This window comes from Mycobacterium pseudokansasii, from assembly GCF_900566075.1.
In the GTDB taxonomy this organism is placed as follows: domain Bacteria; phylum Actinomycetota; class Actinomycetes; order Mycobacteriales; family Mycobacteriaceae; genus Mycobacterium; species Mycobacterium pseudokansasii.
The window spans coordinates 5,282,777-5,295,936 of the sequence record NZ_UPHU01000001.1 but is presented as its reverse complement, the minus strand read 5'-3'; the positions used below and the strand labels follow the sequence as shown (position 1 = coordinate 5,295,936).

Here is a 13,160-nt window from a genome sequence, read left to right as displayed (position 1 = left end):
ATGAGTACGGCGGCCGACGGTGGCGCGTTCGACGACAGCGGGTCTGTTCGGCGGCGCCGGGTCGACCAGCGGCGACGCGCTCGATTGCTCACCGACCTGGAGGACCTGTTGCTCGCCGAAGGCTTCAAGAGCCTGACCGTCGACGACATCGCGCAGCGGTTGCGCTGTTCCAAAGCCACGCTGTACAGCCTCGCGGGTAGCAAGGAACAGCTTTCCGTCGTCATCACTAGGCAGTTCTTCCGCAACGCCACCGCCGAGATCGAGGAGGCCGTCGCCGCGGTCACCGATCCGCGGCTGCGCATCTCGGTCTATCTCGCGGCGATCGGATCGGCGATGAACCGCTGCTCGCCCAGCTTCTACGCGGACATGAAGAGCTATCGCCCGACCGCCGACATCTACCGCCTCAATTCCGCCGCCGCGGCACACCGCGTCCAGCAATTCATTGCCGAAGGTATCCGTGCCGGCGCGTTGCGCGACGTCAACGGGCTCTTCGTCGGACAGCTGATCGCTCTGGCGATCGACGGCGTGCACTCGGGGGCACTGCTCGAGCCCACCGGCCTCACCGCCGGCCAGGCGTACCACGAAATCGCCGATCTATTGCTGCACGGACTCAACGCATCGCCGGCGTCGGCTCGCTGAGGCGTCCACGGGCCGATTCGCCGGCCGCGCCACGCCCGATGAAGGTCGCACCGATCAGTCCGGAGACGATTCTGAATTTCCTTGGGGCACATGACCGAAGCTGCCGAGGAGCTATTGAGTGCCTTGCCGAACCGTCCAACCGTGCGGGATCTCGAATCGGTGCAGGCTTGGTACAAACGCAGGTCGACTCATTCGCGTTATTCTGGCTGGCCGACAATTCGGCGTACTGGTGATAGCCGGGTTTTGGCGCCGAACGTGCGGCACAGTAGGTCGGGTTGCCGGATTCGTTAATGGAAGAAACCCGACAGCGAGGTTCCGGTGTTGAAGCCGCCCGAGCTGAACGTAGCCGAGTTTGCTACGCCGGAGGTGCCGATGACGATGTTGGGGGCGGAGTTGGCGATGCCGGCGTTGCGGGCGCCCGTATTGGCTATGCCAATGTTGGTAAAGCCTGAATTGTTGATTCCCACGTTGGAGGCGCCCGAATTATTGATACCCGAATTAAAGCCACCGGCGCCCGAGTTGAAGAAGCCCGAGTTAAAGCCGCCGGTACTGGTGTTGAAGAAGCCCGAGTTATTCGCGCCGGTATGACCGAAGCCCGAGTTCAAGCCCACCGAACCCAAATTCCCCACACCCGTGCTCAGGTTTGTCGAGTTAAGGAAGCCCGTGTTGATGTTGCCTGAGTTTCCCCATCCCGTGTTGGCCATACCTGCATTCCCGAAACCGGTATTAACGGTTCCCGAGTTTTCCCAGCCCGTGTTTTGGATGCCCGCATTGCCGAAGCCCGCATTGACATTTCCCGCGTTTCCGTAGCCCGCATTCAAGATGCCTGCGTTTCCATAGCCCGCGTTGAGGCGGCCCGCGTTCCCGAAGCCCGTATTGGTGTCGCCTGCGTTTCCGACGCCCGTGTTGGTGAAGCCCGCGTTCCCGAAGCCGGTGTTGCCGCCGCCCGCGTTCCAAGAGCCGCCGTTGGTGGCTCCCGAATTCCCGAACCCGACATTGCCGTTGCCCGAATTGAAGAAGCCCACGTTGTTATTGCCCGAGTTGAAGAAGCCGATATTGTTGTCGCCCGAATTCCCGAAACCGATGTTGTTGTTTCCCGAATTCAGTCCGCCGATACCCACCTGGTTGTTGCCAGTGAGCCCGAAGCCCACGTTGTTGTTGCCGTGGTTTCCAAAGCCGACGTTGTTGCTGCCGAGGTTGCCGCTACCGAGGTTGAAGTTGCCGAGATTTCCGCTGCCTACGTTTGTGCTGCCGTTGTTCCCGTCGCCGAAGTTTCCGGGTCCGATGTTGCCGCCACCGAAGTTTCCGTTGCCAATGTTTCCGAAGCCGAAGTTACCGGTGCCAAAGTTACCGGCGCCGGAGTTGGCGGTGCCGTTGTTTCCGGCGCCGGCGTTTCTGATGCCGATATTTCCGTCGCCGAAGTTTGCGGAACCGAAGTTTCCGTTACCGACGTTGATATTGCCCTTGTTCCCGCTGCCCAGGTTGGCGTTGCCGATGTTTCCGCCGCCCAGGTTGGCGTTGCCGGTGTTTCCACTGCCGAGGTTGGCGTTGCCGATGTTACCGCTGCCCAGATTGGAATCACCGGTGTTTCCGCCGCCCAGCTGTAGGTTGCCGTTGTTCCCGATGGGTGTGGCCGCCGCCGCGCCGGCCGCGGCGGAGCCGCCCGCAGGGGCTTGCGTCGGAGCCGCGGCGGCGCGGGCAGGTAGGCCGAGCGCGCCCGACAACGCCTGCTGCAGACCCGTCTGCCACGACTGCAACTGCGCCGCCGCCGCCGACGCGCCGCCGTGGTAACCCACCATCGCGGCAACATCGGTAGCCCACATCTGCTCGTACTGGGCCTCCGCCGAGGCAATCGCCGGTGCATTTTGACCGAATACATTCGACAACACCAACCGCACGAACGCATTGCGATTGGCCGCCACCGCCAACGGATGAACCATGGCCACGCGAGCCGTCTCGAATGCGCTCGCCACGGCTTTGGCCTGAGCCGACGCCGCCGCGGCCCGGGCCGCCGCCGTGCTCAACCATCCCGAGTAGGGCGCAGCCGCCGCCACCATTGCCCTCGACGCCGCACCTTGCCACGCCTGACCCGCCAACCCCGCGGTCACAGACCCGAACGACTGCGCTGCCGAGCCCAACTCAGCGGCGAGGCTGTCCCAGGCCACGGCAGCCTCCAGCATCGGCGCCGAGCCCGCGCCAGCAAAGATCCGCAACGAGTTGATCTCGGGTGGCATCACGGAAAAATTCATGACAGTCGCCTCTTCTCCCGGCGGCGTTGCATGAGACGGGCCAGCGCGGGTAGCGCCTCCCAACGCCGTGTGGGCGACCACGCCAACTCGAGCACCTTGGCAGGAAGAGATTTTACGTCACACGCCACACCACATTGGGGTTTCCTCGAGATACGTTCGATGCGACCGCCGTATGTTGCAAGGCTTCGTTTACTGGGTTTACTGGTCGATGGGGCGGGTACCGGTGTCGAGATCGGAGCAGACGCATGCGGGAAACAGTCATCGTCGAAGCCGTCCGTACCGCTGTAGGCAAGCGCAACGGCGGGTTGTCCGGCATCCATCCCGCAGACCTCTCCGCGGTCGTGCTCAACGAACTGCTGGAGCGCACCGGGGTCAGTCCAGACATCATCGACGACGTGATCTGGGGCTGCGTGTCCCAGGTCGGCGACCAGTCGAGCAATATTGGACGCTTCTCGGTCCTGGCTGCGGGCTGGCCGGAGAGCATTCCGGGCACCACCGTCAACCGGGCTTGCGGATCCAGCCAGCAGGCCCTCGACTTCGCGGTGCACGCGGTGATGTCGGGCCAGCAGGACATCGTGGTGGCCGGTGGTGTCGAGGTCATGAGCCGGGTACCGCTCGGGTCCGCCAGGGCAACGGGAATGCCGTACGGGCCGAAAGTGCTTGCCCGCTATGACAACTTCTCGTTCAACCAAGGCCTGTCCGCGGAGATGATCGCCACGAAGTGGGGCTTGTCCCGTACCAGACTCGACGACTACTCCGCGCTGTCGCACGAGCGGGCCGCCGCGGCCCAGGACGGCGGCGCCTTCACCGAGCAGATCGTCCCGGTTTTCGCCGACGACGGGACCGTCGTCAACGCCGACGAGGGCGTGCGGCGCGGCACGACGGTCGAGAAGCTGGCCGCGCTCAAGCCGGCCTTCGTCGAGGACGGGGTGATCCACGCCGGCAACTCGTCGCAGATCTCCGATGGCGCCGCGGCACTACTGGTGACGACCTCGCAGCTGGCGCTGGAGCTGGGCTTGACGCCGATCGTGCGCTACCGGGCCGGCGCGGTCACCGGCGCGGACCCGGTGCTCATGCTCACCGGACCGATTCCGGCGACCGAAAAGGTGCTGCGCAAGTCGGGCATCGCTCTCGACGAGGTCGGCGTATTCGAAGTCAACGAGGCCTTCGCGCCGGTGCCGCTGGCCTGGCTGGCCGAGACCGGGGCCGACCCGGATCGGCTGAACCCGCTCGGTGGGGCGATCGCGCTCGGCCATCCGCTGGGCGCCTCCGGCGCGGTGCTGATGACCCGCATGGTTCATCACATGCGCGACAACGGAATTCGCTACGGCCTGCAGACCATGTGCGAAGGCGGCGGCACGGCCAACGCCACGGTGGTCGAGCTGATGAATTGAGCCCGCCCGACGGTGAATCTGGCGACGCCATTTCAGCGTGTCCCGTCGCCTTATTCACGGTCGGCGCGAGGTCACGTTGACGGCGGCCACCTCCTATGGAAATGTCATACTCATCAGTGAGAGGGAGGTTCTCGTGAGCGAATACGGCGAGCTGGACTTCTTCCGCGACGAGCGGCTCGTCGAGAATCCTTACCCCTATTACGAGGCGCTGCGCGAGCGCTGCCCGGTGACCCGCGAAGACCACTACGGGGTGACGATGGTGACCGGCTGGGATGAAGCCGTGGCGGTGTTGAACGACGCCGACACGTTTTCCTCCTGTATCTCGGTGACGGGACCGTTTCCGCGTTTCCCGGTGCCGCTCGAGGGTGACGACGTCACCGAACTGATCGAGCGGCACCGCGACGAGCTGCCGTTCAGCGACCAGCTGCCCACCCTGGACCCGCCGACACATACCAACCATCGCGCCCTGTTGATGCGGCTGATCACCCCTAAGCGCCTCAAGGAAAACGAGGACGCCATGTGGCTGCTCGCCGACCGGGTGCTCGACGGGTACCTGGCTGCGGGACAAGGTGATTTCATCAAGGACTTCGCGAGCCCGTTCACGCTGCTGGTCATCGCCGACTTGCTCGGTGTCCCCGACGAAGATCGCGGAACCTTCGTCACCAACATCCACCGTCACGCCGGTGGCGGTGTCGGCGGCACCGGCGAGAAACCGTTGGCGCACAACCCGCTGGAATTTCTCTACGGAACCTTCGCCGACTACGTCCGCGACCGCCGCCGCCAGCCCCGCGACGACGTGCTGACCGGCCTGGCCACCGCCACCTTCCCCGACGGCTCCATCCCGAGCGTCGAGGACGTGGCCCGGGTTGCCTGCAATGTCTTTTCGGCGGGCCAGGAAACCACGGTGCGGTTGTTGGGTGCCGCCTTGCAGGTCATCGGGGAGCGATCCGACATCCAGGCGCAGTTGCGCAAGGATCGCAGCCTGATCCCCAACTTCATCGAGGAAGCGCTGCGCATCGAGAGCCCGGTCAAGGGAGACTTCCGCTTGTCCCGGGTACCGGTCAACGTGGGCGGTATCGACCTGCCGGCCGGTACGACGGTGATGGTTCTGCAGGCCGCGGCCAATCGGGATCCGCGCCGGTTCACCGAGCCCGCCGCGTTCGACCCGGCCCGCAGGAACGCCCGCCAGCATCTGTCGTTCGGGCGGGGGATCCACAGCTGTCCCGGTGCGCCGCTGGCGCGTGCCGAGACCCGGGTGGCGCTGGAGCGGCTGCTCGACCGGACATCGGACATCAGGATCGACGAGCGGATCCACGGTCCCGCGAATGACCGCCGCTACCACTATGTTCCGACTTACATCCTGCGCGGCCTGACCGAACTGCACCTGGAGTTCACGCCGGCATGAGGGTGTGGGTTGACGACCAGTGCTGCCGCGGGCATGGTATGTGCCTGACGCTGTGCCCCGAAGTCTTCCGCCTGACCGACGACGGTTACGCCGAAGCGATAACCTCGGATGTGCCAACGGAATTCGAGGAGGCCGCCCGCGAGGCCATCGAATGCTGTCCGGAGCAGGCGATCAAAGAGCGCTGACCGGATCAGCCGGGCAGGCCATCGAGGCCGGCCGCCCCGGCGGCACCGGTCCGGGGCGCGGCGCCGGCAATTGTGGTGGCGCTGGCTGCTCCACCGTCACCGCCACCGGGCGCAAACGGCTCGCTAGTGCTAGTCGACAAGCGAAATCGCTTGGCGGGGGCACTGCCGCACCGCCTCGCGCACCAGCGCCTCGTTTCCGGGAGTGACCTCCGGCTGCAAGACGGTCAGCATGTCGTCGTCGCCGACCCGGAACACCTCCGGGGCGATGCCCATGCATACGGCGTTGCTCTCACACAGATCCCAATCGACTTCGATTCTCATTGCGGCCTCCTCACCGCAGCACCCGCACCGGCACGTTCTGCCAGCCGGCGACGTTTTGCATATGGACCCGGTTGCAGTGTGCCCAGTCCACCTCGTAGCGAGGCATGAAGTCCAGCAGCTTCTCCAGCGCGATCGCGCTCTCCATCCGGGCCAGCGCCGCGCCCAGACAGCTGTGAATCCCGTACCCGAAGCCCAGATTGGTGGCTTCGTGCGGGTCGCGGTCGATGTCGAATCTGTCGGGATCGGTCCAGACTTGCGGATCGCGGTTGGCGGCGCCGTTGATGAGGAACACCGGCTTGCCCGCCGGAATGGTGACGCCGTGCAGCTCGACCTCTCGCATCGAACGGCGGACCTGATACTGCGACGGCGCCTCATAGCGCAGCAATTCTTCGACCGCGGCGGGGATCTTGCTGCGATCGTCGAGCAACTTCTGCCACTGGTCGGGAAACCGGGCGAACACCACCGGGGCATTGCCGACCAGCTTGGTCACGGTCTCGGCGCCGGCTCCTCCCAATAGTGTGGCGAAGCCTGCTATTTCGAGGTCGTCGAGCTTGGTGAGCTGTCCGTCGTCACGTTCGATCTCGGCGCTGATCAACTTGGTGAACAGGTCATCGCGCGGTTCGGCGCGACGTTGCCGGACCAGCTCGTAGTAGAGCATCGCCGTGTTGATGTTGGCTTGCATGCCCTTTTCGCCGACCTCCACTTGCCCGGGCTCACGGTGCAACGACTCGTCGATCCAATGCCGCACTTGCTGGGCATACTCTTCGGGCACTCCGAGCATGGTGGTGATCACCTCGACCGGGAACGGCGCGGAAAACTCCTGCACCGCGTCGAAGCCATCGGGATCAACCGCGCCCAGGTACTTGTCGATCTTGTCGATGACCGTCGGCCGCTGCGACTGGATGGCGCGCGGCGTGAAGACCTTGTTGAGCAGGCTGCGCATGTGGCGGTGCTCGGGGGGATCCATGAAGATGATCGCCTTGTGCGGCGACGGCTGCCCGGTTCGCACCATCGCAAGGTCGATTCCGTAGGCCGACGAGTACGTCTGGAAGTCTTTGAGCCCCGCGGCCACGTCAACGTGGCGGGTCAGCGCGTAGAAGTCGTATTCCTCGCTGTAGTAGACCGGCGCTTCTTGTTGCATCCGTCGGTAGGTGTCCCAGGCGCCGTTGAAGAATTCCTCGGAGAACGGATCGAAGACAACCTTCGAGGTGGTCATGGCACACTCCTTGAGCACCGGGTCGCGAGCGGAATCGTTACGACTGAGCGTTCGACTGTAACGGTAACGGTAGCGGCTTGCGGGCGGGCGGGAAACATCAACCGGCCTCCTGATCGTCGGTAGCCGCCGGGCGTAGTTGCACGCACTCGTGCACAAACGCAAAGACCTTGCGGTGATAGTCGGCGGCGCTGTGACCGAGACTGAGATTGTGCCCGGCCTCGTCCTGCAGCTCGCTGACGAAACATGCTGCCGCCGAGAACATGTCGGCAATTTCGGCCAAAGCTTGCGGGTCTGATCGAAAGACGTTGTCGTGCCGGCCGAGGGTGAACCGCACCGGGACCCGAACCCCAGGTGCCAGCTCGGGGAAATCCCGGTGCGACCAGTTCAATGCCACGCTCCGCTCGTAACGGGGCGCGACGGACGAGTTGGTGATTGCGCTGATGATGTCGGCCGGATACAACCGCATCGGCTCCCACAACAGCTCGCGTACCCCGGGCGGGCGGTCCTGTTGGGCGGCCGCTCGCATGACGTCCTTGGCGGCCGGGTGGTAGCGCCGTCCGGTGCCGCCCAGTTCGAGGCCGATCAGCCCGGCGCCGAGCGGGCTGGCGGCCATCCGCAGCACCAACTCGCAGCCACCGGAATGACCCATCAGGAACAGGCCCGCGCCGCGCGGGCGCGGTCCCAGGATGCGCTCCACGGCTCCGAAGGCAAGCTCAACCCGCTGCTGCGGACTGTGCACGGCTTCGGGATACGGCGCCGAGCTGCCGTGGCCGGGGCGGTCGAGCGCGACCACCGTGAAACCCAGCGTCGCGCCGAGCCGTAGCAATGACAGCTGCGGGTGGCCGGGACAGTCGAAATAGGTCGACGTGGTGCCGCCGCCGTGCAGGGCCACGACGACCGCCCGGGGATCTTGGGCCTCGGCGACCAGTGCCGACATCGGCACGCCGTCGACCATGACCACCCGCGGACGCACGGTTGCCCGGTTCATGCGTCGGCCCGCAACAGGAGCACTCCGCTGGGCGTCAGGCCGCCGCTGCTGACCACGCCGACGCGGGCGTCGGCAACCTGGCGTGCGCCGGCTTCGCCGCGTAGTTGGCTGACGGCCTCGTGCAGCAGACCCATTCCGTGGGTGCGGCCGTGTGAGAGCTGCCCGCCGTGGGTATTCAACGGCAGCACACCGTCGCGGGCGATGTTCTTGCCGCCGTCCAGGAATTCCTTGGCTTCACCGATTCCGCAGAATCCCAGTGCCTCGATCCAGGACAGGCAATTCATGGTGAACCCGTCGTAGAGTTCGGCGACGTCGACGTCGTCGGGTCGCAGCGAGGTGCGCGTCCATAGGTGCGCGGCCTGGCCCAGCACCTGCGGTTCGTGCGTGAGAGTGCTTTGGTCCCAATCGATTCGCTCGATGATCTGCGTCCCGACGGCTTCCACCAGCACCGGGGGCTTGGCCAGGTCGCGGGCGGCGTCGACGGCGGAGACGACGACGGCTACCGCGCCGTCGCACGGGACGTCGCAGTCGTAGAGACCAAAGGGTGTGGTGATGGGCCGCGCGTTCAGATAGTCGGCCATGGTCATCGGTGACCGATAGACCGCGGTGGGGTTGAGTTCGGCGTTGGCCCGCTGGTTCAGCGCGATCCAGCCCAGTGTTTCTTTGGTGGTGCCGTAACGGTGACAGTGCCGTTGCGCGTTGATCGCCAGGGTGTGCGCGGCCGAGGTGGCGCCGAACGGGATCTGCCAGCTGGTGGTGCGGCCCCCCGATCCGAATGGCGGGGCGACCCTGCCCTGTTTCATCAGCTCGTTGAAGGTGGCTTCCCACAGGGTGCGGAAACACAGCACGTGACGAGCCAGACCACCGGCCACCGCGAGCATCGCCGCGATCACCGATCCGCCCGGGCCGAAGGTTTCGATGCCGCCGTTGTGCCAGGTGGGCCGGATGCCCAGCGCCGCCTCCAGGGCGGTCACCCCGCCTTCGCCGAACCCGCCGAGATTGCCGCCGCCGGGGTAGGTCGACAGGCCGTCGATGTCGGCGAAACTCAGCCCGGCGTCGGCGACGGCGGCCTCACAGGCGTCGACCGTCAGCGACAGCGGCGCCACCATCAGTCGGCGCCCGATGGCCGACATGCCGATGCCGGTGAGGGCGACCTTGTCCTCGAACTTCGCCGTGGTCAGCATGGGACGGACGTATTCGCCGAAGCGGTGTGGCTCGATGTCGTCGGCCGGCAGGGGAGCCTGCTCGCCGGCGGTCGCCGGCCGGAACAACGGCAGCCAGACGTCCTCGATCTGCTCGAAGACCACTTCGACGGGTTGACCGAGCTCAAGCCGATCCGGCTCGCACTCCACGATGTTGGTGGTCAGCCGGACCCGGGGGTCTTCGGCGATCGCCACCTGCGCCACCACATACGGCGCCGGCAGCGCCGGAAGGCTGAACCGGTGGTTGATGGTGAACCCGGCCAGCGTCGCCCTGCCCGAAACGGCCCGCACCCCGATCTCGCGGGAGCGGCAATAGCGACACACCGGCGCGGGCGGATGGATCAGCGCGTCGCAGGCCCGACACTGCTGGAACCGCAATTCACCGTCCGCACCTGAGGTCCAAAAGAATTCGTTCTCGGCGGTGATCTGGGGTAGCGGACGTCCCGGTGCTGCTGACAACTTCACCTCCGCGGTGAATCCGGTAGTCACGTTATGCGAATACGAGAATTACGTTATCATCTTGGCACAGCCCCTTCCGGGGGTCGACATCATCGAGCGGGTCTGAGGTGACGGAGACGTTGGCCAAGGAGACGCCGCGCTCCGGTGTCGTGGTGATCCGCCTCAACCGACCCGATCGGTTGAACGCGATCAATGACGCGATGTTGGGGGAGCTCACCCAGACCCTCGCTTCGCTTGCCGCCGACAGGTCGGTCAAGGCCGTGGTGCTCACCGGAGCGGGCCGCGGATTCTGCTCCGGTATCGACATGCGCGAGTTCGGGTCCGGGGCACCGGATGCCGGCGACCCGGCCATCGACCGACTGCGCTTTCAGGAGGCGATGGCGTCCATACCGCGGGCCATCCGCGACCTGCCGCAGCCGGTCATCGCGGCCGTCAACGGACCCTGTGTCGGTGCGGGACTGGCGTTGTGCCTGGCCGCAGATATCCGAATCTGCTCAGCGGCTGCGACATTCGGCAATGCGGCAATCCTTTTGGGGTTGTCGGGGGCCGAGATGGGGATGAGCTATCACCTGCCCCGCATCGTCGGCACCAGCATCGCCGCCGACTGGATGCTGACCGGCCGTACCGTGTCCGCTGAGGAGGCCGACCGGCGAGGGTTGGTGAGTCAGCTTGTGGAACCGGAACAGCTCGTCGAGCGTGTCCTCGAACTGGCGGGCCGAATCGCCGAGCTCGCGCCGCTGGCCGTCGCGCTGACCAAGCGTGCGCTGCAGGTGAATACCGACGCTGGCGGGTTGGCTGCGGCCCTGGAACTGGAGAATCGCAACCAGGTGATCAGTCACGCCACCGAGGAGGCCGCGGCGCTTCGTCGGAAGTGGTCGACATGAGCCGGCTTTCGACCGCCCGTCGAAACTGCGCTCAGCGCGTGATCTCGTGGCCGGAGCGCGATCTGTGCGCAGTTTCGATGCCGCCACCGCAGACTCGAGCCCGAGTACTTCAGTGAGCTGACCACCAGAGCGAAGGGATTGGCGCGTGACGTGGGACTTTTCCACCGACCCGGAGTGGGCGGCACAGCTGGAGCGGGTCGACGAGTTCGTGCGATCCGAGTGTGAGCCGGTCGACATGCTGGTCAAGGAATCCCACGATCTCAAAGACCCGGTGCGCCAAGCCCTGATTCCACCGCTGCAGCAGATCGTGAAGCTGCGTGGTCTGTGGGCCACCCACTTGGGCCCGCATCTGGGCGGACCGGGGTACGGACAGTTGAAATTGGCGCTACTCAACGAGATTCTGGGCAGATGGCGTCGTTCCTGATCGTCATGGCGGTGACCGACCCGCAAGGTCTTCACCACCGAGGCGGAGCAGGATGGCGCCGAGTGGATCATCAACGGCCGTGAGAGCTACCGCGGCTCCCTCGTGGGCCAGTCGCTGGGCGATCGCCTTGCCCAGACCTCGGCTGCTTCCGGTCACCAAGGCGATCAGCCCGGCACAGCGTCCGGTCAACGCGTGAATCCCCACTGCGCTTCGTTGGACTCGGTCTTGAGATTCTCGGCGGGATCCTCCGGGCTGGCGACGTACGGGTGAGCGACTTCCGGTGGGCGGTCGCCGATTTCGGTGATGGCATGCACCGGGCAATCCAGCAGTGCCCGCATGACCGCATCGCGGTCCTGCTCCCGCACCGTGCCGTCGCCGACCAGGCACGCGTATCCCCAGTCGTCGAGCGAGAAGTAGGCCGGGGCATGCTTGGCGCACGCGCCGAAGCCGTCGCAGACGGTGCGGTCCAGACGGATTCTCACGCGATCACCGCTGCGGCCTGGTAGGGACGGTCGGCGCGAAAGGCGCCGACCCTGCACTCCTGGCAGCTGCCGCTCAGATGGCGGGCCACCTCGTCGGGGAACTGGCCGAGCAGTGTCCCGGCAACGTTGGTGGCGGCGTCCAGCGTCGCGCAGGCACCACGCCCGCGTAACACCACAGACCAGCGGCGCAGCCGGTCAACGTCTTCCGGTACCGCGGCGAAATCGCGCAGCGCTGAAGCAACGGCCGCCATGGCGGCCGTGCCGTTGAAACACGAACCGCACTGTCCGGCGTTCTCGCGGTCGAAGTAGCCCAGCACCGACGCCGCCACCGCGACCGGGCAGTCGTCGGTGATCACCGATATCGCGCCGCAGCCCAAACCGCTACCGGCTCGCCGCATCGTCTCGTGGTCCAGGGTGGTGTCCAGCACGCCGCGGTTGAGCAAGCCGGCGAAGTAGCCGCCCATCAGGGCTCCCCGCACCTGCTCGGACGAGACACCGTGCAGCGCAAGCAAGTCGGTGAAACGCAACCCGTGTGGGAGTTCGTAGAGCACCGGCGGGCGGCTGGCTCCGGTGACGGTGGCCAGAAAGGTCCCCGGTGATGACAGCGTGCCTTGTGTCCGAAACGCCACCGACCCGTGTCGCTGCAGGTAAGGGAGATTGGCCAGGGTTTCGACATTGCTCACCAGCGTGGGCCGGCCGCGGACGCCGGCTTCGAATGGACGCGGCGGTTTGTCGGTCGGTTTGGCGGGGCCGCCGTTGATCGCGCGGACGGCCGCGGTCTCCTCGCCGGCCACGTATCCGGGTGGCACGGTCCACAGGCTGATGCCGACACCGCCGGGTAAGTCGGCGCGCAGTTCGGCGAGCGCGGTTTCGACACTGCGGGCGGCGTCCGGGTCGGACACATAGACATAGCCGCGTTTGGCGCCGACGATCGCCGCGGCCAACCGTAGCCCGTCCAGCACCAGGTGCGGACGGTTGCGCAGCAGCCAGCGGTCCTTGATCGAGGTGGGCTCTCCCTCTTCGCCGTTCGCGACGACGACGGCTTCGCCGGCGGCACGCCCGTTGCGCCGCACCGCACGCAACTTCACCCCGAGCGGAAACGCGGCCCCCCCGCGGCCGAGCAGTCCGGCGGATTCGACTTCGTGCAGCACGGTGTCCGTTTCGGCAAGTGGTTGGTAGCCGCCCTGCTCCCGATAAGCCGCGAAGTCTTCGGGTTCGCGGCCGTCCCGCAGGAACCGGGGCGGGCTGCCCGGCCAGCTTGCCGTCCTGAACCTGGCGTCGGTGGCTTCCATTGATTACCCTGCTGTCGCTC

At 66.0% G+C, this 13,160-nt stretch carries 12 protein-coding genes and 2 pseudogenes; 6 read left to right on the top strand and 8 right to left on the bottom strand.

The annotated features are described in order from the left end of the window. Window positions 1-639, top strand: coding sequence for a TetR/AcrR family transcriptional regulator (locus EET10_RS23775; protein WP_036405102.1), 639 nt, complete (start codon window positions 1-3; stop codon window positions 637-639). Window positions 640-926: 287 nt separating this feature from the next. On the opposite strand, the gene EET10_RS23770 is transcribed toward EET10_RS23775, so the two are convergent. After that, entirely contained in the window at window positions 927-2,888 is a 1,962-nt protein-coding gene (locus EET10_RS23770) for a PPE family protein (protein WP_099187705.1), read from the bottom strand. 245 nt (window positions 2,889-3,133) lie between these two features. Between EET10_RS23770 and EET10_RS23765 the strand changes: the two genes are divergently transcribed. From EET10_RS23765 to EET10_RS23755, 3 genes are all read left to right on the top strand, one after another. Beyond that, window positions 3,134-4,282, top strand: a complete 1,149-nt coding sequence (locus tag EET10_RS23765) for a thiolase family protein (protein WP_063466623.1) — start codon at window positions 3,134-3,136, stop codon at window positions 4,280-4,282. A gap of 133 nt (window positions 4,283-4,415) precedes the next feature. Further along, window positions 4,416-5,687, top strand: a complete 1,272-nt coding sequence (locus EET10_RS23760) for a cytochrome P450 (protein ID WP_036405109.1) — start codon at window positions 4,416-4,418, stop codon at window positions 5,685-5,687. Beyond that, on the top strand, window positions 5,684-5,872 hold the full coding sequence (locus EET10_RS23755) for a ferredoxin (protein WP_036405112.1): 189 nt from the start codon (window positions 5,684-5,686) through the stop codon (window positions 5,870-5,872). The genes EET10_RS23760 and EET10_RS23755 overlap by 4 nt, the downstream gene beginning before the upstream one ends. Before the next feature lie 129 nt (window positions 5,873-6,001). Here the strand turns inward: EET10_RS23755 and EET10_RS23750 are convergent, their stop codons facing one another. The 4 genes from EET10_RS23750 to EET10_RS23735 form a co-directional block, all read right to left on the bottom strand. Beyond that, a complete protein-coding gene (locus EET10_RS23750) occupies window positions 6,002-6,193 on the bottom strand; it encodes a ferredoxin (protein ID WP_036405115.1) in 192 nt (63 codons plus the stop codon). Window positions 6,194-6,203: 10 nt separating this feature from the next. After that, entirely contained in the window at window positions 6,204-7,409 is a 1,206-nt protein-coding gene (locus EET10_RS23745; protein WP_122502848.1) for a cytochrome P450, read from the bottom strand. Between the two features lie 97 nt (window positions 7,410-7,506). Continuing rightward, window positions 7,507-8,397, bottom strand: a complete 891-nt coding sequence (locus EET10_RS23740; protein ID WP_036405118.1) for an alpha/beta hydrolase — start codon at window positions 8,395-8,397, stop codon at window positions 7,507-7,509. Next, on the bottom strand, window positions 8,394-10,058 hold the full coding sequence (locus EET10_RS23735) for a thiolase C-terminal domain-containing protein (protein WP_063466654.1): 1,665 nt from the start codon (window positions 10,056-10,058) through the stop codon (window positions 8,394-8,396). The genes EET10_RS23740 and EET10_RS23735 overlap by 4 nt, the downstream gene beginning before the upstream one ends. Window positions 10,059-10,165: 107 nt before the next feature. On the opposite strand from EET10_RS23735, the gene EET10_RS23730 reads away from it, so the two are divergent. Together EET10_RS23730 and EET10_RS23725 are read left to right on the top strand one after the other, a co-directional pair. After that, on the top strand, window positions 10,166-10,942 hold the full coding sequence (locus EET10_RS23730; RefSeq protein ID WP_122502549.1) for an enoyl-CoA hydratase/isomerase family protein: 777 nt from the start codon (window positions 10,166-10,168) through the stop codon (window positions 10,940-10,942). Window positions 10,943-11,087: 145 nt separating this feature from the next. Further along, a pseudogene (locus tag EET10_RS23725) lies at window positions 11,088-11,351 on the top strand (acyl-CoA dehydrogenase family protein); the annotation flags it as partial. A gap of 90 nt (window positions 11,352-11,441) precedes the next feature. On the opposite strand, the pseudogene EET10_RS23720 reads toward EET10_RS23725, so the two are convergent. From EET10_RS23720 to EET10_RS23710, 3 genes and pseudogenes are all read right to left on the bottom strand, one after another. Beyond that, a pseudogene (locus EET10_RS23720) lies at window positions 11,442-11,555 on the bottom strand (SDR family NAD(P)-dependent oxidoreductase); the annotation flags it as partial. Then, complete coding sequence (locus EET10_RS23715; RefSeq protein WP_036405126.1) at window positions 11,552-11,848, bottom strand: ferredoxin; 297 nt, start codon at window positions 11,846-11,848, stop codon at window positions 11,552-11,554. The gene EET10_RS23715 and the pseudogene EET10_RS23720, both read right to left, overlap by 4 nt. Beyond that, window positions 11,845-13,140, bottom strand: a complete 1,296-nt coding sequence (locus EET10_RS23710) for an NADH-ubiquinone oxidoreductase-F iron-sulfur binding region domain-containing protein (protein ID WP_122502548.1) — start codon at window positions 13,138-13,140, stop codon at window positions 11,845-11,847. The genes EET10_RS23715 and EET10_RS23710 overlap by 4 nt, the downstream gene beginning before the upstream one ends. Between the last annotated feature and the right edge of the window lie 20 nt (window positions 13,141-13,160).